General features: G+C 71.4%; 22 protein-coding genes and 1 pseudogene. 6 read left to right on the top strand and 17 right to left on the bottom strand.

All coding sequences use genetic code 11. The features are described from left to right. Positions 1-74: 74 nt before the first annotated feature. The 4 genes from ACZ4XD_RS00730 to ACZ4XD_RS00715 form a co-directional block, all read right to left on the bottom strand. Complete coding sequence (locus ACZ4XD_RS00730; RefSeq protein WP_468036822.1) at positions 75-539, bottom strand: DoxX family protein; 465 nt, start codon at positions 537-539, stop codon at positions 75-77. Between the two features lie 60 nt (positions 540-599). Next, a complete protein-coding gene (locus tag ACZ4XD_RS00725; RefSeq protein WP_468036820.1) occupies positions 600-2,642 on the bottom strand; it encodes an FAD/NAD(P)-binding protein in 2,043 nt (680 codons plus the stop codon). A gap of 219 nt (positions 2,643-2,861) precedes the next feature. Then, complete coding sequence (locus ACZ4XD_RS00720) at positions 2,862-4,598, bottom strand: alkaline phosphatase D family protein (protein WP_468036818.1); 1,737 nt, start codon at positions 4,596-4,598, stop codon at positions 2,862-2,864. A 132-nt stretch (positions 4,599-4,730) separates the two neighbouring features. Further along, entirely contained in the window at positions 4,731-5,375 is a 645-nt protein-coding gene (locus tag ACZ4XD_RS00715; protein ID WP_468036816.1) for an HNH endonuclease family protein, read from the bottom strand. Positions 5,376-5,583: 208 nt separating this feature from the next. Here ACZ4XD_RS00715 and ACZ4XD_RS00710 point away from each other — a divergent pair, with 208 nt between their 5' ends. Both ACZ4XD_RS00710 and ACZ4XD_RS00705 read left to right on the top strand, forming a co-directional pair. After that, positions 5,584-6,342 carry an ABC transporter permease gene (locus ACZ4XD_RS00710; RefSeq protein ID WP_468036814.1) on the top strand — a complete coding sequence of 253 codons (759 nt, stop codon included), beginning with the start codon at positions 5,584-5,586 and terminating at the stop codon, positions 6,340-6,342. 179 nt (positions 6,343-6,521) lie between these two features. Beyond that, on the top strand, positions 6,522-7,103 hold the full coding sequence (locus ACZ4XD_RS00705; RefSeq protein WP_468036812.1) for a TMEM165/GDT1 family protein: 582 nt from the start codon (positions 6,522-6,524) through the stop codon (positions 7,101-7,103). A 172-nt stretch (positions 7,104-7,275) separates the two neighbouring features. On the opposite strand, the gene ACZ4XD_RS00700 is transcribed toward ACZ4XD_RS00705, so the two are convergent. Beyond that, positions 7,276-7,938, bottom strand: a complete 663-nt coding sequence (locus ACZ4XD_RS00700) for an HAD-IA family hydrolase (RefSeq protein WP_468036810.1) — start codon at positions 7,936-7,938, stop codon at positions 7,276-7,278. A 237-nt stretch (positions 7,939-8,175) separates the two neighbouring features. Further along, complete coding sequence (locus tag ACZ4XD_RS00695) at positions 8,176-9,228, bottom strand: peptidoglycan-binding domain-containing protein (protein WP_468036808.1); 1,053 nt, start codon at positions 9,226-9,228, stop codon at positions 8,176-8,178. Positions 9,229-9,528: 300 nt separating this feature from the next. Here ACZ4XD_RS00695 and ACZ4XD_RS00690 point away from each other — a divergent pair, with 300 nt between their 5' ends. Then, the gene (locus tag ACZ4XD_RS00690) at positions 9,529-11,607 is read left to right on the top strand and encodes an MDR family MFS transporter (RefSeq protein ID WP_468036806.1); all 2,079 of its coding nucleotides are present in this window, start codon (positions 9,529-9,531) and stop codon (positions 11,605-11,607) included. Positions 11,608-11,650: 43 nt separating this feature from the next. Here the strand turns inward: ACZ4XD_RS00690 and ACZ4XD_RS00685 are convergent, their stop codons facing one another. From ACZ4XD_RS00685 to ACZ4XD_RS00660, 6 genes are all read right to left on the bottom strand, one after another. Then, positions 11,651-12,175: a GNAT family N-acetyltransferase gene (locus ACZ4XD_RS00685; RefSeq protein WP_468036804.1), complete on the bottom strand. Its 525-nt coding sequence runs from the start codon at positions 12,173-12,175 to the stop codon at positions 11,651-11,653. Positions 12,176-12,241: 66 nt separating this feature from the next. Beyond that, the gene (locus tag ACZ4XD_RS00680; RefSeq protein ID WP_468036802.1) at positions 12,242-12,574 is read right to left on the bottom strand and encodes an antibiotic biosynthesis monooxygenase family protein; all 333 of its coding nucleotides are present in this window, start codon (positions 12,572-12,574) and stop codon (positions 12,242-12,244) included. An 89-nt stretch (positions 12,575-12,663) separates the two neighbouring features. Further along, a complete protein-coding gene (locus ACZ4XD_RS00675) occupies positions 12,664-13,797 on the bottom strand; it encodes a DUF2330 domain-containing protein (RefSeq protein ID WP_468036800.1) in 1,134 nt (377 codons plus the stop codon). Between the two features lie 154 nt (positions 13,798-13,951). After that, positions 13,952-15,463, bottom strand: a complete 1,512-nt coding sequence (proP, locus tag ACZ4XD_RS00670; RefSeq protein ID WP_468036798.1) for a glycine betaine/L-proline transporter ProP — start codon at positions 15,461-15,463, stop codon at positions 13,952-13,954. A 450-nt stretch (positions 15,464-15,913) separates the two neighbouring features. Continuing rightward, entirely contained in the window at positions 15,914-16,945 is a 1,032-nt protein-coding gene (locus tag ACZ4XD_RS00665) for a CU044_5270 family protein (protein WP_468036796.1), read from the bottom strand. Beyond that, positions 16,938-17,579 carry an RNA polymerase sigma factor gene (locus ACZ4XD_RS00660; RefSeq protein ID WP_468036794.1) on the bottom strand — a complete coding sequence of 214 codons (642 nt, stop codon included), beginning with the start codon at positions 17,577-17,579 and terminating at the stop codon, positions 16,938-16,940. Before ACZ4XD_RS00660 ends, ACZ4XD_RS00665 begins: the two co-directional genes overlap by 8 nt. Positions 17,580-17,706: 127 nt before the next feature. Here ACZ4XD_RS00660 and ctaD point away from each other — a divergent pair. Together ctaD and ACZ4XD_RS00650 are read left to right on the top strand one after the other, a co-directional pair. Continuing rightward, positions 17,707-19,338: pseudogene (ctaD, locus tag ACZ4XD_RS00655) on the top strand (aa3-type cytochrome oxidase subunit I); the annotation flags it as partial. Positions 19,339-19,418: 80 nt separating this feature from the next. Further along, on the top strand, positions 19,419-19,754 hold the full coding sequence (locus ACZ4XD_RS00650) for a hypothetical protein (protein WP_468036792.1): 336 nt from the start codon (positions 19,419-19,421) through the stop codon (positions 19,752-19,754). A 52-nt stretch (positions 19,755-19,806) separates the two neighbouring features. Here ACZ4XD_RS00650 and ACZ4XD_RS00645 read toward each other — a convergent pair whose 3' ends face one another. The 4 genes from ACZ4XD_RS00645 to ACZ4XD_RS00630 form a co-directional block, all read right to left on the bottom strand. After that, positions 19,807-20,505: a hypothetical protein gene (locus tag ACZ4XD_RS00645; protein ID WP_468036790.1), complete on the bottom strand. Its 699-nt coding sequence runs from the start codon at positions 20,503-20,505 to the stop codon at positions 19,807-19,809. A gap of 131 nt (positions 20,506-20,636) precedes the next feature. Further along, positions 20,637-21,035 (bottom strand): DUF6114 domain-containing protein, encoded by a 399-nt coding sequence (locus ACZ4XD_RS00640; RefSeq protein WP_467118831.1) that lies wholly within the window; start codon positions 21,033-21,035, stop codon positions 20,637-20,639. Next, on the bottom strand, positions 21,026-21,646 hold the full coding sequence (locus tag ACZ4XD_RS00635; protein WP_432146734.1) for a DUF6230 family protein: 621 nt from the start codon (positions 21,644-21,646) through the stop codon (positions 21,026-21,028). Before ACZ4XD_RS00635 ends, ACZ4XD_RS00640 begins: the two co-directional genes overlap by 10 nt. Before the next feature lie 458 nt (positions 21,647-22,104). Further along, positions 22,105-23,337: a cytochrome P450 gene (locus ACZ4XD_RS00630; RefSeq protein ID WP_468036787.1), complete on the bottom strand. Its 1,233-nt coding sequence runs from the start codon at positions 23,335-23,337 to the stop codon at positions 22,105-22,107. Positions 23,338-23,576: 239 nt separating this feature from the next. Between ACZ4XD_RS00630 and ACZ4XD_RS00625 the strand changes: the two genes are divergently transcribed. Beyond that, the gene (locus tag ACZ4XD_RS00625) at positions 23,577-24,746 is read left to right on the top strand and encodes a steroid 3-ketoacyl-CoA thiolase (protein WP_042154232.1); all 1,170 of its coding nucleotides are present in this window, start codon (positions 23,577-23,579) and stop codon (positions 24,744-24,746) included. Here the strand turns inward: ACZ4XD_RS00625 and ACZ4XD_RS00620 are convergent. Beyond that, the gene (locus ACZ4XD_RS00620; protein WP_468036785.1) at positions 24,734-24,946 is read right to left on the bottom strand and encodes a hypothetical protein; all 213 of its coding nucleotides are present in this window, start codon (positions 24,944-24,946) and stop codon (positions 24,734-24,736) included. The two genes, ACZ4XD_RS00625 and ACZ4XD_RS00620, sit on opposite strands and share 13 nt — an antisense overlap. Positions 24,947-25,125 lie beyond the last annotated feature (179 nt).

Genomic DNA, 25,125 nt, shown 5'->3' with positions numbered 1-25,125 from the left:
CGGCACGGCCCGTACGGCGGAGTTGCCGTACGGGCCGTGCGTGGCGGGCCGGGGCCGCCGAAGTGAGTGGGGCGTCAGGCGGCGGAGGGCTCCCGCTGAGCGGTCGGGGCCGCCTCCGCGTCGCGGTCGCCGAAGAAGACCCGGTCGAGGGCCCATGCGCCGGGGCCGGTGAAGAAGATCAGCAGGAACGCCCAGCAGAACAGCACGGAGGGCTCGCCGCCGTTCTGTATCGGGAACAGCCCCGAACCCTGGTGCATGGAGAAGTACGCGTACGCCATCGAGCCGGAGCTGATGAACGCGGCGGCGCGGGTGCCCAGGCCGAACATCACCAGGAGGCCGCCGGCCAGCTGGATCACGGCGGCGTACCAGCCCGGCCAGCTGCCGGTGGGGACGGTGCCGCCCTGGCCCATGGCGCCGCCGAGGACACCGAAGAGCGAGGACGCGCCGTGGCAGGCGAAGAGCAGGCCGATGACGATGCGGAAGAGCGCGAGCGCGTGCGGAGTGGATCTCTGGGTGAACGAAGTGAGCGGTGTGGACATGTGGGGACTCCTACGGCTTCTGGGGACGACATAACCGTGAAGGGCACAGGTTAGGGACACCTAATCTGTACTTGCAAGTTCAACCTCTGGCCATATGGGATCTTTGGCTGGAAGCGGCCGTACCTGCCCCGAAACCACTCCTGCCGCCGACGCCACGCGGGTAGCCGAGGTCACGCCCGCACTCCTACCGCCACCCCCGGCCGGCTCCGCGCCCCCGGCCGCCGCCCGCAGCGCCGCCCGCGCCACCGCATCCGTATCCGCCAGCGTGACCGACCCCACGCCGGGACGCGCCCCGGCCGCCGTCACCCAGTGCACCCCCTCCGTCGGCACCCCGACCGCGAACCGCCGCGGATGGCGCCGGCCATCGGCGGCGATGAGGTGGTACGGGCTCGGCGACACATCGAGCCCGCCGCTCTCGTAGCCGTCCACGGTGTGCGGCCGGCCGCCGCCCTCGGCCAGCAGCCGGGCCAGCAACGGGTCCGCGGTGCGCCGGACATCCGGCTCCGGCAGCCGCGCCTCGACCAGGGCCGTCGCCGTGACCGCCGAGCCCGGCACGTCCGGCGAGTGCGCCGTGAATCCGGGCTCGCGGCCGTCCGCGGAGCCGAGCCGGACCGTCATCCGGGGCCCGACCACCTCCAGCACCCCGGCCTCGATCAGTGCGGTCATCTCCTCGATCCGGCGCCGCGGCGGCCCGATGGAGAGAAAGGCGTTGAGCGGGGTGTACCAGCGGTCCAGGTGGTCACGGCGGGACGCACCGGCCAGCCCGCCGTGGTCGACGATCTGCCGCAGCTCGTTGCGCAGATCCCGCAGCACGTCCAGGGCCGCCTTGACCGGGCCGGCCACATTGTCCTGGCGGGCGTGGGCGATGTCCGCCCGCAGATGGTCCAGCAGCCACTCCCGGAAGGCGGCGCGGCCGGTGAACGACCGCTCCGCGTGCGGCCGGGAGACCCGGTCCCAGTCCCAGCGCTCGCCCGGCCCGATCCCGAACGCGTCCAGGGCGGCGGCCTCTTCGGGGCCGCGGTGCGCGCTGCCCAGGAAGCACCGCCGGAAACGCTCCCGGAAGAGGGGGTCCGGCATCCCGCCCGCATCGCGTCGCGCCAGCAGCGCCTCGTAGTAGACCGTCTCCACCTCCTTGGCCACCAGGGGCCAGACCTCCGCCAGGAAGTCGGGCAGGTCACCGGAGTCCGCGCGCTTGCGGAAGGCCGCTATCACGTCCTCGGTGAGCAGCAGCGGCAGATGACGGCCGTGCGCGCCCTTCGCGTTGTCACCGCGCGCGTGGTACGGAACGCCGCGCCGGGAGCCCGCGTACAGCCGGGGTTCGCGGCCGGACGGCAGATATGTCAGCGTCCCGTCGGTGCCGCGGACGAACCGGCCGCCCCGGGCCGTCGTCAGCAGCGCCATGTGATCGAAGAAGTTGAGGCCGAGTCCGCGCAGCAGTACCGGACGGCCCGGGGCCAGCGCCTCCAGGGCGGCGGAGAGGTCGGCGGGGTTGGCGGGCGGCAGATAGCGCAGCCCGTGCCCGGCCGCGTAGTCGGCCAGCCGCCGCTGTTCCGCGTCCGCGACGGCCGGCAGATGGCCCTGGGCGAGGACCACCGCCCCCAGGCCGTGCAGTGTCCGGCCGTTGTCGAGGGTGAGGGACTGCGATCCGTCGGGGGCCTCGGCCAGCCGGACCGCGCGGGCCGGGTGCGTCACCACGCTCACCCCCTCGGGTGCGGTGCGCACCGTACGGCGGAAGAACCACTCCAGATAGCGCCCGTACAGCGCGCGCCCCGGATAGTCGTCCGGGCCGACCTCGCACCCCTCCCAGTCGTACAGGCTCGGCCCGGTGTGTATCGGGCCGGCGCACTCCACGCTGTCATCGGTGAACAGGGTGACCTGCGAGGCCACGGTGTTCATCAGGAGCTCGGGCGGCTGGGTGGTGCGCCACACCTGGCCGGCGCCGGGCGGGGCGGGATCGATGACATGGACGGTCAGCCGGGAGCCCGGAACCAGTTCGGCGGCCGAGGCGCAGATCCGCTCCAGCACGCTCGTCCCGCGCGGCCCGGCGCCGACGAGCGCGAGGGCGGGCCGGGGGCGGTGATCGGCGAAGTGGTCGGCGGCCAAGAGGAGCTCTCCCTGGGGCGGTGGACGGCCGGGCCGCGGAGGCGCGGCCGCCCGGGAAGTTCGGGCGACGAGCAGACGTGCGCCCCATCATCACCGCCCGACCCGCCGGCGAAGGAGCAGAGTGGGCAAAATTACGCGGCGGATTCACAGGTCGCACACACCCGAGCTCCGTGGGCGGACGGAGTGTCACGGACGCCGGAACGCCCGCCCACGCCCGCCTCATCCGGACTGCGGCCGATCGGTGCCCGCCGCCGGATCACCCGTGACACCGGTTTCCCCGCCCCCTCGAGTCTCGGTCAACGCGGCGCGCCAGACCGTGACGAGCCGGACGCCGCCCCGCTTCTCCCGGCGGGTCTGGTCCAGGGCCAGCCGCGCCGCACGGCCCGCCAGCGTCAGCGTCATCAGCTGGTTGCCGAACCAGGGGCCGCCGGTGCGCCGCCACTTCACCGCCGGCCGGGGCAGCCGCCCGTGCCGGGCCAGCAGCTTGCCCAGCCACCGGCCGGAGCGGCTCCAGCCGAAGCGGAACCCGGCCTGTAGCGAGCCGGGGATGCTGTTGTGGACGGGGGAGCAGGTCAGCTGAAGCACCCGGCTCGTGGGGTGCGGACCGGCGCCGCGCCAGTGCGGCTCCGCCACGTACGCGTGGTGTACGTCCCCGGACAGCACACAGACCGTCGCCGGGGCGCCGGCACCGGACCCGGCCTCGGCGATCAGCTCGGTGAGCGCGGTGAACGAGCCGGGGAAGGCCGCCCAGTGCTCCAAGTCGGCGCGCTGGCGCAGCCGCTCGCTGCGGCGGGCCCAGCGGGGGCCGCGTTCACCGGCGCACAGCGCGGCGTTCCAGCCCTCTCCGGCATGGATGAGATGCGGCAGCAGCCAGGGCAGCGAACTGCCGAGCAGTAGATGGTCGTAGCTGCCGCGCCCGTCCAGCACCGCCTGCCGCAGCCATTCGCCCTCGGTCTTGTCGAGCATCGCGCGGTTGCTCTCGTCCAGGACCCGGGTGGCCCGGGTGTCGATCATGACCAGGCGCACCCGGCCGAAGTCGCGGCGGTAGCTCCAGCGTGCGTGCGCCGGCTCGTTGTCCGCACCGGCCGCGAACTCCCGCACCAGCTCCGTCGCGTCCGGCACCGCCCGGACCTGCGCGTACAGCTCGTCGGCGGCCAGTTCCGCGGGCGAGAGATTGCCCAGATGCTGGTGGACCCAGTACGACATCAGGCCGCCGAGTATCCGCTCGCGCCACCAGGGCGTCGCCCGCATCCGGGCCAGCCAGGACGCCGAGGTGTTCCAGTCGTCGATCACATCGTGATCGTCGAAGATCATGCAGCTGGGGACCGTGGACAGCAGCCAGCGGACCTCCGGGTCGAGCCAGGACTCGTAGTAGAGGTAGGTGTATTCCTCGTAGTCGGCGACCTGCTTCCACGGCGGCTCGGTGAGGTCGCGGCGGGCGGCCAGCGCCTGCGCGGTCGCCTCGGAGGTCTGGTCGGCGTAGACCTGGTCGCCCAGCAGGAGCAGGACGTCGGGGCGCTGCCGTCCGGAATCGGTGGCCAGGGTGGCGGCGAGGGTGTCCAGGGCGTCCGGGCCGACCGGGTCGTGCGCCGCCTTCGAGGGGGTCGCGGACCAGCGGCAGGAGCCGAAGGCGAAGTGCAGGGGTTCCTGTGCGGAGGCGGGGAGGGTGCGGATCGTGCTCGCGGGGAAGCGGCTGTCGGGCAGCGGCCAGACCTCCTCCCGGCCGGCCCCCGGGTCTTCCAGCAGGACCCGGTAGGGCGTCTCGCTGCCGGGCGCCAGACCGGTCACCGGGACCAGTGCGTAGTGGTGCCCGGCGACCTGCCAGGTGTGCTCGGCGCCGGCCGCCCCGTCGTCGCAGCGGACGTGCACCACGCACGGCCGGTCGGTCTCCACCCACACTGTCGCGCTGTCCGCGTCGACATACCGCAGCAGCGGGCCCAAGCGCAGTCCGGCCATCGGGTGCCCCTCTCGTCGTGGTCAGAGGATAGGAGCACAGCGTGCGCGGCGGGTGGCCGGGAGGGCGGCGCGCCCGCCGGCCGGACATTTTCCGGCCGACGGGCGCAGGATCGGCAGCCCCGGGAAGCGGGCTCAGCAGCCGTCCAGGATCTTCTTCAGCGCGGCCTTCTCGGCGGAGTCCGCGGTCATGTCGTACTCATGCTTCACCGACACCCACATCCGGGCGTACTCGCAGTGGTAAGACGTCTTGGGCGGCAGCCACTTCGCCGGGTCCTGGTCGCCCTTCTCCTGGTTGAGGTTGTCGGTGACCGCGATCAGCTGGGAGTGGGTGAGATCGTTGGCCAGTTCCTTGCGGCGCTCGGTGGTCCACTGCGCGGCGCCCGACTTCCAGGCCTCGGACAGCGGTACGACATGGTCGATGTCGAGGTCGGCCGGGTCGGTCCAGGTCGCGTCGTCATAGGCGGAGACCCACTTGCCGCTGGTCGTCTTGCAGCTGCCGTCCTGCTGTACGTCCGTGCCGTCGCGCTTGAGCACCACTTCGCGGGTGTTGCAGTTCTTGCCCTGGTCGGTCCAGTGCGGGAACTTGTCGCGGCTGTAGCCGTCCTGCGGGCCCTCGGCCTGTTCCTTGATGTCGGCGAGGTACTTCCGAGCGGTCGCCGCGTCCGGCGGACTGGGCGGTGCCGCCTGGGCGGACTGGCAGCTCAGCGCCAGCGTGCAGACCAGGGCCGCGGCCGAACCCGCGGCGAGGGAAACTCGACGCGCGTAGACCTTTTTCATCGAAACTCCCGGAATGTGGGGGGAAGTTGACGTGCGGTGCGCGGCTCATGGTGTCGCTGTGGGGTTTCCGTGAGACGTGCACCAGGTAACAGAGTGACGACATGCCCACGTCAGTTCAAGGGCTGACGGGGCGACATAAATGCACAACGGCACTCCGGTTGTGTCGCTCCGGCGTATGCGCCCCCGGTGACACCCCTACAGTGAGCGCGTGCTGCTGCCGGTCAACGCCACTCTCGGGATCGTCCTCGCCGTCCTGCTGATCGCCGCCGTGGCCGTCGCCGCACTGGCCCGTCTCGGCCACACCAGGGCGATCGCCGTCGCCGGCCTGCGCGCCGCCGCCCAACTCGCCGCCGTCTCCTACCTCATCGGCTGGGTGGTGCACGCCCTGCCCCGGCTGCTGGCCTTCCTCGTGCTGATGTTCGCGGTGGCGGTACGGACCGCCGGGCGCCGGATCACCCGGAACCGCACCTGGTGGTGGGCCGCCGCGCCGATCGCCGTCGGGGTCGTCCCGGTCGTCGGTCTGCTGCTGCTCACCGGCCTGGTGCCGCCGCGCGGTCTCACCCTCATCCCCGTCACCGGCATCCTGATCGGCGGCGCACTGACCGCCACCGTCCTGGCCGGGCGGCGGGCGCTGGACGAGCTGGAGACCCGGCGCGGTGAGTTCGAGGCGGGTCTCGCGCTGGGGCTGCTCGACCGTGACGCACGGATGGAGGTCGCCCGCCCGGCCGCGTCGGACGCGCTGCTGCCGGGGCTCGACCAGACCCGGACCGTGGGGTTGGTCACACTCCCCGGCGCCTTCGTCGGCATGCTGCTGGGCGGGGCCTCGCCCGTGCAGGCCGGTGCGGTGCAGCTGTTCGTGCTGGTGGCGCTGCTGGCGGTGCAGGCGACGGCCTGTGCGGTGGTACTGGAGCTGGTCGCGCGCGGAAGGCTGCACCGCGTACCCTTGACGGCAGCAGAAGGGGAGTAGCTCTCTGCCGGACCGTCGACATACTGCCCGCCCCTTGGGGTGGGCCGGCGCCCGGAGCGCGATACGAAGCCGTACCGCGCCAGCGAGACCTTCGGCCGCAGTGTTTGACGCTGCCGTGCCGAAGCGACCCCTTTCCCGGGCTCTTTGGCGCGGCCCGACCGATCGAGGTATCCCACCCCGTGTTCAGTTTCACCGTCGCCGCCGTCGTCTTCGGCGTCGTCTTCCTCGCCGAACTTCCCGACAAGACCGCCCTCGCCGGCCTGATGCTCGGCACCCGCTACCGCGCCTCCTATGTCTTCGCCGGAGTCGCCGCGGCCTTCCTGGTGCATGTTGCCCTCGCCATCGCCGCGGGCAGCGTGCTGACGCTGCTCCCGCACCGCGTGGTGCAGGGCGTGGTCGGGGTCCTCTTCCTCGCGGGCGCCGCCGTGCTGCTGTTCCGCAAGGGCGACGACGAGGAAGAGGTGAAGAAGCCCGCCGACCAGAGCTTCTGTAAGGTCTCCGGGGCGGGCTTCATGATGATCCTGGTCGCCGAGTTCGGTGATCTGACCCAGATCATGACCGCCAACCTCGCGGCCCGCTACGACGACCCGCTCTCGGTCGGCGTCGGCGCCGTCCTGGCGCTGTGGGCGGTGGCGGGCCTGGGCATCCTGGGCGGCCGCACGCTGATGAAGTATGTGCCGCTCACCCTCATCACCAAGATCGCGGCGGCCGTGATGCTGCTGCTGGCGGGCTTCAGCTTGTATGAGGCGATCGCGGGCTGATTTTCCCCGGCCCACCCCCGGGCTGAGTTTTTTCCCCGCCGCCCACCCCCCTTCGGGGGGTGGGCGGGTGTAGAGGGGAGGCTCGGCCCGCCCGGTGTGTGCGGCCCGCCCGGTGTGTGCGGCGGCGCCCCTGGACGGGGGCCGGCCCCCGGGGCCCCGGGCCGTCCGGCGCTCAGCCGTCGATATGCACCGCGATCACGCCGTCCGCCGACGCCTCGACGCGGACATGCGTGAGGTCGGGTATCTGCACGGTGGGCCCGAACGCGGCGGCCCGGTCGCCGACGCCGACCACCCGCATCCCGGCCGCCCGCCCCGCCTCGATGCCGGCCTCGGAGTCCTCGAACACCAGGCAGTCCTCGGGGGCGAAGCCCAGCTCGGCGGCGCCCTTGAGGAAGCCCTCCGGGTCGGGCTTGCTGGCGCTCACGCTCTCCGCGGTGATCCGCACCTCCGGCATCGGCAGCCCGGCCGCGGCCATCCGGGCGTCGGAGAGCGCGATATCGGCGGAGGTCACCAGCGCGTGCGGCAGCGCGGCGAGGGCGGCCATGAACGCGGGGGCGCCGGGGACCGGCACCACACCGTCCATATCGGCGGTCTCCTGGGCCAGCATCCGGCGGTTGTCCGCCAGGTTGAGCTCCATCGGACGGTCCGGGAGCAGCGCGGCCATCGTGGCCCAGCCCTGCCGGCCGTGGACCACCTGGAGGATCGCGTCCCCGTCCAGCCCCTGCTCGGCTGCCCAGCGGCGCCAGCAGCGCTCCACTACGGCCTCGGAGTTCACGATCGTGCTGTCCATGTCCAGCAGCAGGGCGCGGGCGGTGAGCGTGGTGGTGGCCGTCATCGGCGGGCTCCTGGGCGCTACGGACGGTGCGGATCGCGCACGTACGGAAGACACGTAGGGAAGAAACAGAGCGGTCCCGCCCGCCGGTCAGGGAGTGCGGGCGGAACCACTTTGTTTTTTAACGATACAAAACGCAGCCGCTGCGGACAACTGGGCTGGTCAGCGCCCTGCGGCTGGGTTGGCCGGCGCCCCGCCACCGGCTGCTCGGTGCCCCGCGCGCCAAGGTGCGGACACGCCCTACGGCGCCTGCGTCCGGGACTCCAGGGATGCCCGGGTCGCGGCGCCGTAGACGCCGTCCGGATCGCCCGCCACCCCGTAGGCCCGCTGGTAGCGCGCCACGGCGTCCCGTACGTCCGCGTCGTAGCGGCCGTCCTCCGGGCCGGGATACACGGCCAGCTGCCGCAGCCGCCCCTGAAGCTCCACCACTTCCGGGCCGCCGGCCCCCTCGCGCAGCACGATCGGCCCGGTGGGCGGGGCGCTGGGGCCGTGGGTGGCGGGGGAGTCCGAGACGCTGCCGGAGGCCCGGGTGGGGGCGGGGGGAGGCGGGGCCGGGGTCCGGTAGGGCCGCACGCTCGCCCCGGGGGTGGTCGCTTCCGGTGACGGGGAGCGGGTCGCGGCGGGGGAGGTGGTGCCGCCGGGTGTGGGGGAGGCGGTGCTGCCGCCGGTGGGGAGGGCGGCGTCGGGGGAAGCGGTGTCGGGGGACGTGGTGCCCTGGTCGGGCGCCGCCGCCCGGGTGTGGTCGCCGCCGGAGAGGGCGTCGGTGCCGATCAGTACGGCGGTGGCGGCCATGGCGGCCCCCGCGGTCAGCAGTACGGCCGGCAGGGCGCGTCTCCGGCGCGGGGTGGCGGGGGAGCCGCCGGCGGTCGGTTCCTCCTCCGGCTCCTCCGACGCGCTGCACGTCCGGGAGGCCGGGCCGCCGGGGCGGCGCCGCATACGGGGTAGCAGGGGGTCGGCGGGCCCCGCGCCCGGCGGCTCCGGGGGCAACGGCGGTCCGGCGGCGGACGACGGCCCGGTGGCGGGCGACGACGGCCCGTCGGCGTAGTGCACCGCAGCGTCCACCCCGGGTAAGTCGTCCAGCAGATCTCCCCGGCCGAGTGCCGTGCCGTCCGCCCCGCTGTCGCTGCCGTCGCTGCCGCCCGCCTCCCCGTCCCCCTCCCCGTCGGGCAGTGACACGTACGGCCGAACGCGCAGCGGATCGAAGTCGTCCGCCCCGGCCGCCGCGCACAGGCCGGCCGGCCGGCCGTGGCCGCGTACGGGGGCGAAGCAGTGCGGACAGGTCTGTGCCGTCACGGGTGTTCCCCTCCCTGGAGGCATCGAACCGGCAGCGATTATCCAGACGCCGCACCGGTCCGCGCAGGCGCTCGAAGACATCCGCCCGGCATACCCCGGGTGTCCTCCGGGAGGCCCCCGATGCCGAGCGCCGCTCGGCGGGCCATATCTGGCGGAACCGCCCAGGATGGAAGAAGTCCGAAGGAGAGGCAGCACGGCAAGGGCGGCCGGCGGCGGACCGGGACGGAGGGCCCGGCACCGCACCGGCCGCTCCGGGTCCCGCGCACCGCACGGGACGCTCCGGAACGGAGGAAGACGCTCATGGCGCAGGACACCGGTGCTCCGGCCGCCCCCGGCGAGGACCGGTCCGCGCGGACCGTCCTCGTCGCGATCGGCGCGCTGCTGCTCGGCCTGCTCATCGCGGCGCTCGACCAGACCATCGTCGCCACCGCGCTGCCCACCATCGTCAGCGACCTCGGCGGCCTCAACCACCTCTCCTGGGTCGTCACCGCCTACCTTCTGGCCGCGACGGCCGCGACGCCCCTCTGGGGCAAGCTCGGTGACCAGTACGGCCGCAAGAAGCTCTTCCAAACCGCCATCGTCATCTTCCTGATCGGCTCGGTGCTGTGCGGTATCGCGCAGAACATGGGTGAGCTGATCGCCTTCCGGGCCCTCCAGGGGCTGGGCGGCGGCGGGCTGATCGTGCTGTCGATGGCGATCGTCGGCGATATCGTGCCGCCCCGCGAACGGGGGAAGTACCAGGGCCTGTTCGGTGCCGTCTTCGGCGGTGCGAGCGTCCTCGGCCCGCTGCTGGGCGGGCTGTTCGTGGACCATCTCAGCTGGCGCTGGGTGTTCTACATCAACGTTCCCGTCGGCGTCGTCGCGCTTGCCGTCATCGCCGCCGTGCTGCACATCCCGCGCCCCCGCACCCGGCACCGGATCGACTACCTGGGCACCGTCGTGATCGCCGCGGTCGCCGCCTGTTTCGTGCTGATGACCTCGTTCGGCGGCGTCACCTACCCCTGGGCGTCCTGGCAGGTGGTGGGGTGCGGCGTCCTCGGTCTCGCCCTGCTGGGCGTCTTCCTCGGCATCGAGCGGCGGGCCGCCGAACCCGTGCTGCCGCTGCGCCTGTTCCGGCTGCGCACCTTCTCGCTCACCGCCGTCATCGGCTTTGTCGTCGGCTTCGCGATGTTCGGCTCGATGACCTATTTGCCGACCTTCCTCCAGGTCGTCCAGGGCATCAGTCCGACCCTGTCCGGGGTGCACATGCTGCCGATGGTGATCGGCATGCTGCTGGCCTCCACCGGCTCCGGGCAGATCGTCAGCCGCACCGGCCACTACAAGGTCTTCCCGATCCTCGGCACCGGTGTCGTCGCGCTCGGTCTGCTGCTGTTGCACCAGCTCGACCCGGACAGCGGCGTCGCCGCCATGAGCGCCTGCTTCTTCGTCTTCGGCTTCGGACTCGGTCTGGTCATGCAGGTGCTGGTGTTGATCGTGCAGAACGCGGTGCCCTACCAGGACCTGGGCGTGGCCACCTCCGGCGCCACGTTCTTCCGCTCCATCGGCGGCTCGTTCGGCGTGTCCATCTTCGGCACGATCTTCGCCGGCCACCTCGGCCCGCGGATCGCGGACGCCGTCGCCGGGCAGCGACTGCCGCCCGGCATCGACCCCTCCAGGATCGCCGAGGACCCCCGGACCGTGGCCCAACTGCCGGCCGGGCTGCGGGCCGGTGTCCTGGACGCCTACGCCGTCTCCATCACCGATGTCTTCCTCTACGCCGTCCCGGTCGTCCTGGTGGCCTTCGCGCTGGCCTGGTTCCTCAAGGAGGAGCCGCTGCGCAGCAGTGTCACCGCGCCCGACACCAGCCAGGTGCTGTCCTCCAACCCCGTCGAGCGGTCCTCCCGCGACGAGGTCGCCCGCGCCCTGTCCACCCTCGGCAGCCGGGAAGGCCGTAAGCACATCTACGAGAAGATCGCCGCACGGGCCGGACTGGACCTCAAACCGGCCGCCGCCTGGCTGATCCTGCGCATTCACCGCTACGGGTCGGTGGAACCGGCACTGCTCGCCGAACGCAGCACCGTGCCGCTGGGCGTGATCTCCGAGAGCGTCCGGCAGCTGGAGGTACGCGGACTCGCCACCCGCGACGGGCTGTTGTTGCTGCTCACCGGCCGCGGACGGGACACCGCGGAGCGGCTCGCGGCGGCCCGTCAGGAGTCGCTCGCGGAGATGCTGGGCGACTGGTGGACCAGGGACCGGCCCACCGATCTCACCGAACTCGTCCACGAGTTGACCGCGGAGCTGTGCGGTTCGGACGCGGAGGAGCCGCACAACGGCGACGCCCGGCCGCCGGTGCCGCGCACCCCGCCGTCCGCGCCCCAGCCGCCGGACCTGGCGAAGTGAGCCCGGCCGGCGGGAAGAGGGGGCCGGGGCCTGCGCCGGATCGTCAACGGCCGCCGGCCAGCCGCTTCTCGAAGAAGATCTCCGCGTAGGGATCGTCGTGATAGGGCTCGATCTCCTCGAACCCGTGCCGCCGGTAGAGCGCGACGGCCTCCACCAGATCCCGCCGGGTGTCGAGCCGCATCCGCTCCGCGCCCAGCCGCACCGCGGCCGTCTCGGCGGCCCCCAGCAGCGCACCCGCGCCGCCCAGCCCACGCCAAGCGGCCCGTACGAACATCTGCTTGAGCTCCGCGGTGCGCGCGTCCAGCAGCCGCACCCCGGCACAGCCCGCCACGTCCTCGCCGTGCCGCGCCACCAGCAGCACCCCGCCGGGCGGTGTCAGATCGGCGCTGGGGTACTCCGCCAGCCCCTCGTCGATCTCCGCCGCCGTCGAGCGGCGGTCCTCATGGAGCGCGAAGTAGCGGTCGGCCACTTCGGTGTAGTAGTCGCGCAGCAGCGCCGCGGCGTCCGGCGAGCCGACCGGTTCGGCCGAGACGGCCCAGGGGAGGCGGAGGGTGGCGGCGTCACTCATGGCGCCATTGTCACGGCCGGGCCGGGGCCCCGCGCAACGGATTTCGGGTGACGCCGCCGGTGTCGCTCAGCCCTGCTTCGGCCCGGTCTGCTGCACCACCTCGAAGGACCACAGCGTGGAACCGGACGCGGCCGGCTTGGGCCGCTCCCCGCCCCCGGCCGCACCGCCCTGCTGGTGCGCGGCCTTCATCGGCCCCTCCATCCACGCCTGGAACGACTCCTCGTCCCGCCACCGGGTGTAGACGAGGTACTGGTCGGTGCCCTCGACGGGGCGCAGCAGCTCGAACCATTCGAAGCCGTCCGAGGAGTCCACGGTCCCGGCGCGCGCGGCGAAGCGCTGCTCCAGGACCTCGCGCTGCTCGGCGGGCACGGTCAGAACGTTGATCTTCACGATGCTCATAACGACCATCGTGCCGCACGGTGTCCGAGGGGCGCAGGTCAGGGCAGGGTGCCACGGCCGGGCCGTACGCCGCCCGGCCGTGGGCACGGTCATGTCAGGGGCGGCGGCAGCGGACGCGGTGGCGGCACCGGGCGGCGGCTGCGCAGTACGAGCACCGGCGTGGCCGCCACCAGGAGCAGCAGCGTGCCGCCGACCGTCAGTACCCAGGCCGGGATGCCGGCCACCCTCAGGAGCGCGGACGTGTAGGTGACCCGCTGGAACGGGGTGTCCTGGGCGGCTCGGACGAGTTCGTGGTCGCCGGTGATGCGGCGCGGCTGCGGGAAGGTCTGGTCGAGCGCGGTCAGAAACGTGCGCTTGGTGCCGCCGAGTTCGCGCAGGGCGCCCACGGGGGTGATCCGGCCCGCGAAGAAGACCTCGGGATCGGTGCCGCCGAGGGCGCTGCGGGGTTCCATCCGGTGCGGGGCGAGGACGTAAAGCCCCAGCGACTGGGGTGTTTTGGCGAGGCGGGAGAGCCGCATGGGGTAGACGAGCCGGTCGCTGGCGAAGGACAGCCGCAGCGGTTCGAGGGGGCCGGTCAGCGGACGGTGTGCCGTGGCCGGGGCCAGCCGGATCGCCACGTACTCCCAGCGGTGGGCCACATACGGGCGGAGTTCGGTGGCCAGTGCGTCGGGGAGCCGGAAGCCATGGGATTTCAGCCAGTTGCGCAACGCCGCGGGGTCGGTGGCGGTCAGCCGGGCCACATCGAACGGGCCCAGGCGCTCGCGGCCGACCACCCCGACCCCTGGCCCGTGGGCGCCCGGAGCCGGGGCCTCCGCGGCGGCGCCGTCCCCGGCGAACGGCCAGTCGCCGCCCCGGGGCCAGAAGTGGTGGCGCCGCTCGACGGCCGGTGCGGTCAGCGCGGCGAGCTGGTCGAACAGACCGGGGTCGCCCAGCTCCACCGTGGCCCGGTGCGGCACGGGCATGATCCACGCGGCGTCCGGGGCGGTGCCGTTCACCGTCAGGCTCATCACGATCTGCTCGGACCGCCCGTCCCAGCGCACCACCGAGGTCTCGCGGTCCACTGCCAGGGTGGTCTTCGGATCGTGCACCATCGCCCCGCAACCACAGGCGTACGCCGGTCTGGCCAGCGATACCAGCTGCACGGCCAGCAACATCAGCACCACCAGCAGCGCGCGCCGCCGCCCCGTGCTCCGCGCCGCCCCCACGCCCGTAGCCAGGCTCATCCTCGTCCCCCGTTCACCGCCGCCGGTCAAGGTGATCGGCAGCGACACAGACGGCGACCGGGGCGTGGCCGGTTCCCGCCCCTGCCCGGGGAACGCCGAAGGCCCGGCCGGAAGCATCCGGCCGGGCCCTGCTACGCCTGGGGCAGTCCGCGGATCAGACCGCCGCGTCGGCCTTGGCCGCACCGCGCACCGCGCGCCGGACCTCCTGCGCCTCGGCCTCGGTCTCCACGGCCGGCGGGGAGCCGGGCAGCGGCTTACGGGCGCTCTCCGACATCAGCAGGACGGCGATACCGCCGATCACGGCCGCCGCCATCATGTAGTAGGCGGGCATCATCTTGTTGCCGGTCGCGCCGATCAGGGCGGTGACCACCAGCGGCGTCGTCCCGCCGAAGAGCGACACGGAGACGTTGAAGCCGATCGACAGCGAGCCGTAGCGGACCTTGGTCGGGAACAGCGCGGGCAGCGTGGACGGCATCGCCGCGGTGAAGGTGACCAGCAGTAGGCCCAGTGCGCCCATGCCCAGCGCGATGGCGGCCAGCGACCCCTGCCGGATCAGCAGCAGGGCGGGGATGGACAGCAGCAGGAAGCCCAGGCAGCCCGCGCCGATGACCGGACGGCGGCCGAAGCGGTCGGTGAGCCGGCCGGCGAACGGCTGGACGCCCATCATCAGGACCATCACCGCGAGCACGACCAGCAGTCCGTGCGTCTCGTCGTACTTGAGCTCCGAGGTCAGATAGCTCGGCATGTACGACAGCAGCATGTAGTCGGTGACGTTGAAGACCAGGACCAGTCCGACGCACAGCAGCAGCGCCCGCCACTGACCGAAGATCATCTCGCGGATGCCGATCCGCTTCTCGGCCTCGCGGCGCGCCTTTTCCTTCGTCCGCGCCTCTTTCTCCAACTGGGCGAAGGCCGGGGTCTCTTCGAGCCGCATCCGCAGGTAGAGGCCGATGATGCCCATCGGTCCGGCGATCAGGAACGGGATGCGCCAGCCCCAGGAGTTGAGGTCCTCGGTGGACAGCAGCGCGGTCATCAGCGTGACCAGGCCGGCGCCGCCGACGTAGCCGGCCAGGGTGCCGAACTCCAGCCAGCTGCCGAGGAATCCGCGCTTCTTGTCCGGCGCGTACTCGGCGATGAAGGTGGAGGCGCCACCGTATTCACCACCGGTGGAGAAGCCCTGTACCAGGCGGGCGACGAGCAGCAGGATCGGCGCGCCCACGCCGATGGAGGCATAGGACGGGATCAGACCGATGGCGAAGGTGCCCGCCGCCATCATGATCATGGTGATCGCGAGGATCTTCTGCCGGCCGATCCGGTCACCGAGCGGCCCGAAGACCATGCCGCCGATGGGCCGCACCAGGAACGCCGCTGCGAACGCTCCGAACGTCGACAGCAACTGCGCGGTCGGGTTCCCGGACGGGAAGAAGACATGTCCGAGGGTGACCGCGATGTAGCTGTACACGCCGAAGTCGAACCACTCCATCGCATTGCCGAGCGCCGCGGCCGACACCGCACGCTTGACCATCGCCGGGTCGACGACGGTCACCTCGCCCGATGTGTGCTGCGCGGAATCCGCGGCGTGGTCCTGCGGGGGACCGGATGCCGCGTCTGCTCGACTGCCGACGGGGTGACGGGGCCCGGGGGCGACGGGGGACTGCGTCGGCACGTGCTCGCTCGCCTGCGCTCTCTTGGACGACAACATGACATCGCCCGCCGTGGGGAGGCGGGCAGGGCCCGTCGTGACGCGACGGGCAAAGGTCGACCATAGGGGCAGACCGGATCATCACGGACGGTGCGCGGACGACCGCGCAGTCGGCCGTATACCCGCTCCTTGCAGGGGAAACTCCCTTTCGGGGAGCACTTCGGGACACCGCCTGCTGTGATCCATATCGCGAAGATCCGCTGCAACCATCGGCCCGTTGTGACGTGGGCCACGCGCCACGGAGGCGGTGCGGCCGGACAGGAGAACGGCGCGGCGGGCCAGACCGCACCGCCGCGCCGAGGTGGATCGTCGCGTTCCCTCAAGGATCAGCCATGACCGTCCGCCCCGCCACTCGGGAGCGCCCCGGCCCGGAGCCCCGGCGGCCCGCTCCGGGGCGCCGTGGCCGCCGTCGCCTCACGGCATCCACGCCTCGTACGACATGACGTCCCCCGACTTGATCTTGAACTCCGGCTCGTCCTTGGTGAAGGTGATCTCCAGCCCCAGGAGGTCGCCGGTCCGCGGATCGAGGATCACCATCTGGCGGGTGGAGTTCGTCGCACCGTCCGGGCCGTCGTACACATACGCCTGCCCGCGCCGGCCCAGCCGGTCGGTGACCACCCCCGCCGGCCGCAGACCGTCCGCGTCGGCCAGCATCCGGACGACGGCAGCCGTCTCCCGCGGCCCTGGCGTCCACTCCTGACGGAACGAGGAGAGCGCCGACAGCAGGTGCGGTGTGGTGCTGGTGCCGTCCGCCCCGCCGTACAGCCAGGAGAGCTGTTCGCGAAGCTCCCCGGCGTCCGTCGCGGGCTTCGTCCGGGCGGCCAGCCCGCTGTGCTGGGCCTCCGAGCCCGCCGGGTAGGTCTTGCGGTGCAGCACCTTGCCGTCGCTGACGGTCTGCCACGTGCCGTCGTTGTCATGGATCACCGGACGGCCCGGGTGCCGCGGGTCGGTGGCCACGACCAGCTCCGAGCCGCTGCCGTCGTCGTTCCAGCTGGTGATGCGCTCCTCGGGCACCGTCACGGGGGGCGCGGCGTCCGGGCCCGACTCCATGCTCATGTACCAGCTCTGCAGGTGGCTGCCGCGCCGCGGCCCGTCCTCGCGGCCCGCCGCCCGCGCCTTTGCCTCCGCCCTGCGGGCGAGGGCGTCCAGGGACACGGACGGCGCGTCGGCGTGCAGGGGGAGGGCGACGGGTGCGGCGACGGCGGGGCTGCTGCCGGCGCCGGAGAAGGTGAGCACCAGGGCCGCGACGGCGGCCGTCGACGCGGCGGCCAGGCCCATCAGCAGGGGGCGCCGGCGCAGGGGACGCGGGCGGCCGCGCGGCTCGGCGCCGGCCGTCAGCGCCGCCAGGCGGGCCTCCGCCCGTGCGGTCAGCGGGCGGTCGCGCCAGGGCCCCTCGTCGGCGGAGACGGGGTCGGCCTGGCGCAGCAGCTTTAGTTCCTCAGCCATGGCGGCGGCCTCCCGCTCGGGTCGGTACGGGGTGGGGAGTGAGGTGACGGGGAGCGGCGGGGCGCGGTGCCGGTTGCGGCGAGGGGGGTGCCTCGGGCCGTGGTGGGGGCGCGTCGGACCGGGCGCCGCCGCGCTGGCGCATCCGCTCGATCTGGGTACGGAGCCGGCCGCGCGCCCGGTGCAGCCGCATGGCCGCCGCGCTCTGACCGCAGCCGAGGGTCACCGCCAGCTCCTCGATGGTCAGTTCCTCCCAGGCCGTCAGCCGCAGCACCTCCTGGTCGGCGGGGGAGAGGCGGGCCAGCGCCTCGTGCACCCAGGAGCCGGGCCGCTCGGCGTCCGGACTCTCCACGGTCTGCCGGCGGTGCGCCGCCTCCTGATTGCCGAGCCGGTGCAGCAGCCGCCGGTAACGGCTCAGCCCCCGCACCGTGTTGGCCAGACAGTTCCGCGCCACCCCGTACAGCCAGGGCAGCGGCGCATCGGGGAGCTCGGTGCGGCGTCTCCAGGCTATGGAGAAGACCTCCGCCACCACTTCCTCGACCTCGTGTGCCTGCCCGTCCAGCCGCCGCGCCACAAAGCGGCTGACCGCCCAGTAGTGCGCGCGATAGGCCTCGGCGAAGGCGTCGTCCGTGCTCATGAACCCTTGGTGTCCGGCATGGCCCCGATCTTCACACCCTCCGCGGTGAGACTTGCCACCCCGTCGCGTCCCCCGCGCCGGTGAGGATCGCGACGGCTCCGGACACCTACCGGGCATGAAGTTTCCCGTGAAGTGGCTGACGACCACTGACCACAAGACGATCGGCACGCTCTACCTGGTCACCGCGTTCGCCTTCTTCTGCCTCGGCGGTCTGCTGGCCCTGGTGATGCGTGCCGAACTGGCCCGCCCCGGCCACCAGATCATGTCGAACGAGCAGTTCAACCAGGCGTTCACGATGCACGGCACGATCATGCTGCTGATGTTCGCGACGCCGCTGTTCGCCGGATTCGCGAACTGGATCATGCCGCTCCAGATCGGCGCGCCCGATGTCGCCTTTCCCCGGCTGAACATGTTCGCGTACTGGCTCTATCTCTTCGGTTCGCTGATCGCCGTCGGAGGATTTCTGACGCCTCAAGGGGCCGCCGATTTCGGCTGGTTCGCCTATGCGCCGCTCTCCGACTCGGTGCATTCCCCCGGCATCGGCGGCGATATGTGGATCATGGGTCTGGCCTTTTCCGGCTTCGGCACGATCCTCGGTTCGGTCAACTTCATCACCACGATCATCTGCATGCGGGCACCGGGCATGACGATGTTCCGGATGCCGATCTTCACCTGGAACGTGCTGCTGACCGGTGTGCTGGTCCTGCTGGCCTTCCCGGTGCTGGCGGCGGCGCTGTTCGCGCTGGAGGCGGACCGTAAATTCGGTGCGCATGTCTTCGATGCGGCCAATGGCGGGGCGCTGCTGTGGCAGCACCTCTTCTGGTTCTTCGGCCATCCCGAGGTGTACATCATCGCGCTGCCGTTCTTCGGCATCATTTCCGAGGTCATTCCGGTGTTCTCGCGGAAGCCGATGTTCGGTTACCTCGGTCTGATCGCGGCGACGATTTCGATTGCCGGTCTGTCGGTCACGGTGTGGGCGCACCACATGTATGTGACGGGCGGCGTGCTGTTGCCGTTCTTCTCGTTCATGACGTTCCTGATCGCGGTGCCGACCGGTGTGAAGTTCTTCAACTGGATCGGCACGATGTGGAAGGGCTCGCTGTCCTTCGAGACGCCGATGCTGTGGGCGATCGGCTTCCTGATCACCTTCACCTTCGGTGGTCTGACCGGTGTCATCCTGGCCTCGCCGCCGATGGACTTCCACATCTCCGACTCGTACTTCGTCGTGGCGCACTTCCACTACGTGGTGTTCGGTACGGTCGTCTTCGCGATGTTCTCCGGCTTCCACTTCTGGTGGCCGAAGTTCACCGGCAAGATGCTGGACGAGCGACTTGGCAAGATCACGTTCTGGACGCTGTTCATCGGCTTCCACGGCACCTTCCTCGTCCAGCACTGGCTCGGCGCGGAAGGCATGGTGCGCCGTATCCCCGACTATCTCGCCGCCGATGGATTCACCGCCCTGAACACCGTCTCCACCCTCTTCTCCTTCCTCCTCGGACTCTCCCTGCTGCCGTTCCTCTACAACGTCTGGAAGACCGCGAAGTACGGCAGGAAGGTCGGGGCCGACGACCCCTGGGGATACGGCCGTTCGCTGGAATGGGCGACGTCCTGCCCGCCGCCGCGGCACAACTTCCGCACCCTGCCGCGTATTCGCTCCGAATCCCCGGCGTTCGACCTGCACCACCCGGAGATCGCGCACGAGATCGCCGCCATGGCGGACGCCGGGAACACCGCCGCCGAAATCGGGGCACGCACATGAGCGAGGGAACGCGGATGGGCGAAGACATGCGGAAGGCCGCCGGAACGGGGAGTGGCGGAGGAATGCGGAGGGCCGCGGAAATGCAGCTGGACCAGGCCGTCAACGAGATCGAGGGATTTCTCCTCTGGGAGGCGGAGAAGGACCGGGCACGTACCCGCGCGGCGGACTTCTGCGCCGGCCTGCCCTGGCTCACCGACACCCAGCGGCGGGAAGTGGAGCTGCGCTACTGCCAGGACCAGCGCGAGACGTCCCGGGCCTACCTGGAGCGCATCGCGACCCGCAGCGCCGCTTTGCGGACCGAATACGAAGGTGTCTACCGGGCCCTGCGGCGCCGGCTGATCACCGGGCTCCTGGCCGGCACGGTGGCCGTAGTGGCGCTGGGGGCCACGATGGCCGTCGGGTGGGGCGCACGCTGAGGGGGTGACGCCCGCTCGGGGAACGGCCGTCACCCCTGGCTCAGCGGGGCGCTCAGCCGGTGACGGTGATCTGGGAGGCGGGATCGGTGGTGTCGCTCACCGTGTAGGCGGCGTTGAACGTCGAGCTGGTCGCGCTGGTCGGGCAGCCGAAACCGCCCACCACCTTCACCGGCACCGTCGCATTGGTGAAGGTGAGGGTGGACGGCGCGCCGTTGGTCCAGCTGCCGTTCACCGTTGCCGCCGAGGTGGGTGCCGCCGTCACCGTGCAGGACGCCAGCCCGCTGGTCTGGAGCACGAACCCGCCGGCCGGGATGGTCAGTCCGGCGGTCACCGGCGTCCCGTACTGCATGGCCACGCCCCAGGTGCCGGTCGTGGTGACGGTCGCGCCGACGCCCGGCATGCTCGTCGTGCAGGAGCCGTAGGTCGCCGGGGTGGTGGAACTGCTCACCGGCCCGTCCGGGTTCTGGTTACCGGGCGCCGCCGGGACCTGCCCACTGGAGACCGAGGTCTTACAGGTGACGGTCACCGAACCGGCCTTGAAGGTGGCCCTGCCGCTGAGCGTGGCAGTGAAGCCGTGACCGGCGGGGCTCACGGTCGTGGACGACGCGGCGGCGGACGGCGTTCCGCCCGGCTGGGCGGTCGCGGGGCTCGTCACGGCGAGCGCCAGGCCGAGCGCCGCGACGACTCCGGTGCCGGCGGTGCGTAAGGCGCGCTGACGGGGCGTACGGCGGGTGGGGTGCGACATCGTCATCGTGGTTCTCCTTCTGAGGGGTGTGGTGCCGGAGGAGAGGTGTACGGGCAGCGGTCCGCCCCGTACGCGGACGAAGGCGTGGGGTACGCGTACGGGCGGACGGTGTACGGGGGGCGGGGCGTTCGGACGCCTTAGTGCTCGCAGGGCGCGGGCGCGGTCCCGGGTGCCTCCGGGGTTTCGGGTTCCGTCGGGGCGACCGGCTGCCAGGCGAAGATCATCGAGCCGCCGAGGATGCCGATGACGGTGCCGATCAGAAAGCCGCCGAGGTTGGACATCACCAGCGCGGCCGCCGCGCACAGCACGGTCAGCACGCCCGCGAGGCCCCGGTAATACGGCGCGAACCACGCCGAGAGCCCCATCACGATCATCACCAGCCCCATCAGGACCGACGGGATACCGGCGATCCCCTGTTGCAGCATGATCTTCAGCGGTGCCAGGGGGATGGCGCAGATCTCGGCGCCGGCGACGACGGCCGCCAGACCGCCCCAGAAGGGCCGTCCCCGCCGCCAGCGCCGCCAGGTCAGAAGCATTCCTTCTTGCCCTTGGAGATCTTCATGCTCAGACCGGACAGCTTGAAGGTCCCCGCGTTGGTGGCCCAGGCGGTCTGCCGCAGCTTGCTGATGCTCACGTCATCGGCCTGCTGGGCGAAGAGGTCCTGCATGCCCTGGGCGCCGTCCGGCCCCTTGTCGAGGGTGGAGGCGTCCCGGCCGATCTCGATCCGGTGGAAGGACGCGTTGCCGGAGAGCTGGGTGGCGTCCACGAACAGATCGGTGGCCTCGACGGGCGTGCTGCCCGTACCGGCGCTGAGGTTGAGCGAGATATCGCCGACGACGGGCAGATGAGTGACGACCGACTGGCACAGATGGTCCAGCCGGGCGGTCTTGATGGCGGTGACGGCGACCGGCAGGAGATCTCCCCTGGCGTTGGTGTCCACACTGCCGTACTGGGCGAAGCCGTCGCCCTTGAGGCTGTCCGCGGAGACCTTGAACTGCTGTCCCGAGACGGCGAATGACGCCGCCAGTGCCCCATTGGCCAGGGCGATGCCCAGGGCGGCGGTGCCGGCGAGCGCCGGGACGGACAGCACGGCGAACTTCCGCCAGCTGATGCGTCCCGTGACAGGTCTGCCGTGTGCGTCTTTCATGGTGGTATGTCCCCTTCGAAGAGCGGTGGAGCGCACGTGTCGAAACGTGTGGGGGGATGCGTGGGGCGCAGGGTGGCGCGTGGTGCGGAGGGCGCGCGGAGGAGCCGGGGTAGCGCAGGGGGGAGTGTGCGGCTCGGGCGCGGACGGAGCGGAGCGAGCGCGCGCCGGAGGGCGAACTGCCGAGTTGTTACTGGCGAGTTGAATGTAAGTCTGCCAATGACGGCTGGCAAGGTTGAGGGAGGAACTGGTTTCGGACATACCGCTGGTCCGGCTTTCCCCCGGCACGTCTTCGTGCATACCGGGTGGCGGTCAGCGGCTACTAGGGTCGGCTGGAGCAGCGCCACGGCCGCCCATGGGTCCACGTACCGGCGGGACGCCCACCCGACGCGATCGGGGTGAGCGTCCCGCCCGTATGCCGGTCCGTCTCCGCTGCCGCACCCTGCGCAGCGGCGCCGCCGTCAACCGTAGTGAACCCGGAGTTCCTTGACGCCGTTGAGCCAGGCCGAGCGGAGCCGGCGCGGGTCGCCCGCCAGGGAGATGCCGGGCATGGCGTCCGCGATGGCGCCGAAGATCAGGTTGATCTCCAGGACCGCCAGCGACTTGCCGAGGCAGAAGTGCGGGCCGCCGCCCCCGAATCCCAGGTGGGGGTTGGGGTCCCGGGTGATGTCGAAGACCTCGGGGCGGTCGAACACCTCCGGGTCGTTGTTGGCGGAGGAGTAGAAGATCCCCACCCGCTGGCCCTTCTTGATCTTCACGCCGCCCAGCTCGGTGTCCTGGGTGGCGGTGCGCTGAAAGGAGACCACCGGGGTCGCCCACCGCACGATCTCCTCGGCCGCCGTCTCGGGACGCTCGCGCTTGTAGAGCTCCCACTGGTCGGGATGGGTGAGGAAGGCATGCATCCCGTGCGTGATCGCGTTACGCGTGGTCTCGTTGCCGGCCACCGCCAGCAGCAGCACGAAGAAGCCGAACTCGTCGGAGCCGAGGTTCCCTTCGTGCTCCGCCGCCACCAGTTGGCTGACGATGTCCTTGGCCGGGCATTCCTTGCGCACCGCGGCAAGGTTCATCGCGTACGAGATCAGCTCCGTGGCCGCGTTCAGGCCGACCTCTTCGGTGATGGCCAGTTCGGGATCGTCGTACGCGACCATCTTGTTCGACCAGTCGAAGATGCGCGCCCGGTCGTCCTGGGGGATGCCGATGAGTTCCGCGATGGCCTGGAGGGGGAGTTCGCAGGCGACATCGGTGACGAAGTCGCCGGAGCCGTTCCGGCGCGCCTCGGCGACGATCTGCGCCGCCCGGTGGCGCAGCGCGTCCTCCAGCGCCCGTATGGAGCGCGGGGTGAAGCCGCGCTGGACGATCTGCCGGACCCTGGTGTGCTCGGGCGGGTCCATGTTCAGCATGATGAGTTTCTGTACGTCTATCTGGTCACGGGTCATGGCCGCGTTGAACCGGATGATCGAGGTGTTGAGGTTCGCGGAGAAGATCTCCGGCTTGGTGGACACCTCCTTGACGTCCTGGTGACGGGTGACGACCCAATACCCGTTGTCACCGAAGCCGGCGACGCCGTGCGGCTGGGCGTTCCACCACACGGGCGCGGTCCGCCGCAGCTGGGCGAACTCGGGAAGCGGAACGCGGGACTGGTAGACGTCGGGGTCGGTGAAGTCGAACCCATCGGGCAGCGCGGGGCATGGCATCGGCGACTCCTGGTCCATCCGGCGTCTGACGGCTCATCAGATATGGGTCGCGGTGAAGGTAATAACGAGTTCTATAAGTGGCAAGGGGTCCGGCGACTCCGTTTGTGTACAAGGGACTTGCATGCCCCTTGCGCCCCGGGGGTCGCCTCATAAGACTGTTTGTAGAACTAGAACGGGTACTAGTTCTTCTTCCGTGGGTGCCGGGACATCCGCGGACGTGAGGAGAGGACGACTCAGTCATGGCCGCGGAACCCGTCATCGTCGAAGCAGTACGCACCCCCATCGGCAAGCGCGGGGGCGCGCTGGCCAACCTCCATCCCGCCTACCTCCTGGGGGAGACCTACCGCGAACTCCTCGCCCGTACGGGTATCCAGCCGGACTGCGTCGAACAGATCGTGGGCGGCACCGTCACCCACGCCGGCGAGCAGTCCATGAACCCGGCCCGCAACGCCTGGCTGACGATGGGCCTCCCGTACGAGACCGCCGCCACCACCGTGGACTGTCAGTGCGGATCATCGCAACAGGCCAACCACATGGTCGCCAACATGATCGCGGCTGGGGTCATCGACATCGGCATCGGCTGCGGCGTCGAGGCGATGTCCCGGGTACCGCTCGGCAGCGGCTCCAAGCACGGACCCGGCAAGCCATGGCCCGACGAGTGGAACGTCGACCTGCCCAACCAGTTCGAAGCGGCCGAACGCATCGCCCGCCACCGGGGGCTGACCCGGGAGAATGTCGACTCGCTCGGCCTCATCTCGCAGGAGCGGGCGGCCGCCGCCTGGGCCGAGGAGCGCTTCAAACGGGAGACCTTCGCCGTCCAGGTTCCCACCACGGAAGACGAACAGGCCACGGGCCAGGGCATGTGGCGGCTGGTCGACCACGACGAGGGACTGCGCGACACCAGCATGGAGGCGCTCGGCGGCCTCAAGCCCGTGATGCCGACCGCCGTCCACACGGCGGGCAACTCCTCACAGATCTCCGACGGCGCCGCCGCGCTGATGTGGGCCTCCAAGCGCATGGCACGCGCCCTCAAGCTCAAGCCACGGGCTCGCATCGTGGCCCAGGCGCTGGTCGGCGCCGATCCGCACTTCCATCTGGACGGTCCCATCGACGCCACCCGTGCGGTGCTCGGCAAGGCCGGTATGTCCCTCAAGGACATCGACCTCGTCGAGATCAACGAGGCCTTCGCCTCCGTCGTCCTCTCCTGGGCGCAGGTCTTCGAGCAGGACCTGGAGAAGGTGAATGTGAACGGCGGCGCCATCGCCCTCGGCCACCCGGTCGGCGCCACCGGCGCCCGGCTCCTGACCACCGCACTCCACGAACTCGAACGCAGGGACAAGGAATTCGCCCTGATCACCATGTGCGCGGGCGGGGCGCTGGCGACGGGGACGATCATTCAGCGGTTGTAGCGGTTGTAGCGGTTGTAGCGGTTGTAGCGGTTGTGGCGGCTGTAGCGGCTGTAGCGGCCGTGGCGGCCGTGGCGGCCGTGGCGGCCGTGGCGGGGGTACCGGCGGTCGCCGACGTCCGCCGCGCGAAGGGGACGGGGGTGTTCCGGTGTCCCCTCCCCAACCTGCGGAAAACCACAGCCGAGTTGTGCGGAAAGCCGCATTCTGCGAGGCGGGCGATCTCCGTACCGTCGACGACATGACGAACAGATCACCGCGGCAGCGCTGCTCCTTCTCCTCTTCCTCATCTTCTTCTCCCGCCTCCTCGCCTTTACCTCCGGCAGCGGACGGTGCGGGGGGCGCCTCGCCACCGTCGTCGACCAGGGCGCGGACGCCGACCACT

Source organism: Streptomyces sp. NPDC029466 (assembly GCF_055574515.1).
The sequence above is the reverse complement of the archived record's forward strand: the minus strand, read 5'-3'. Positions and strand labels throughout refer to the sequence as shown.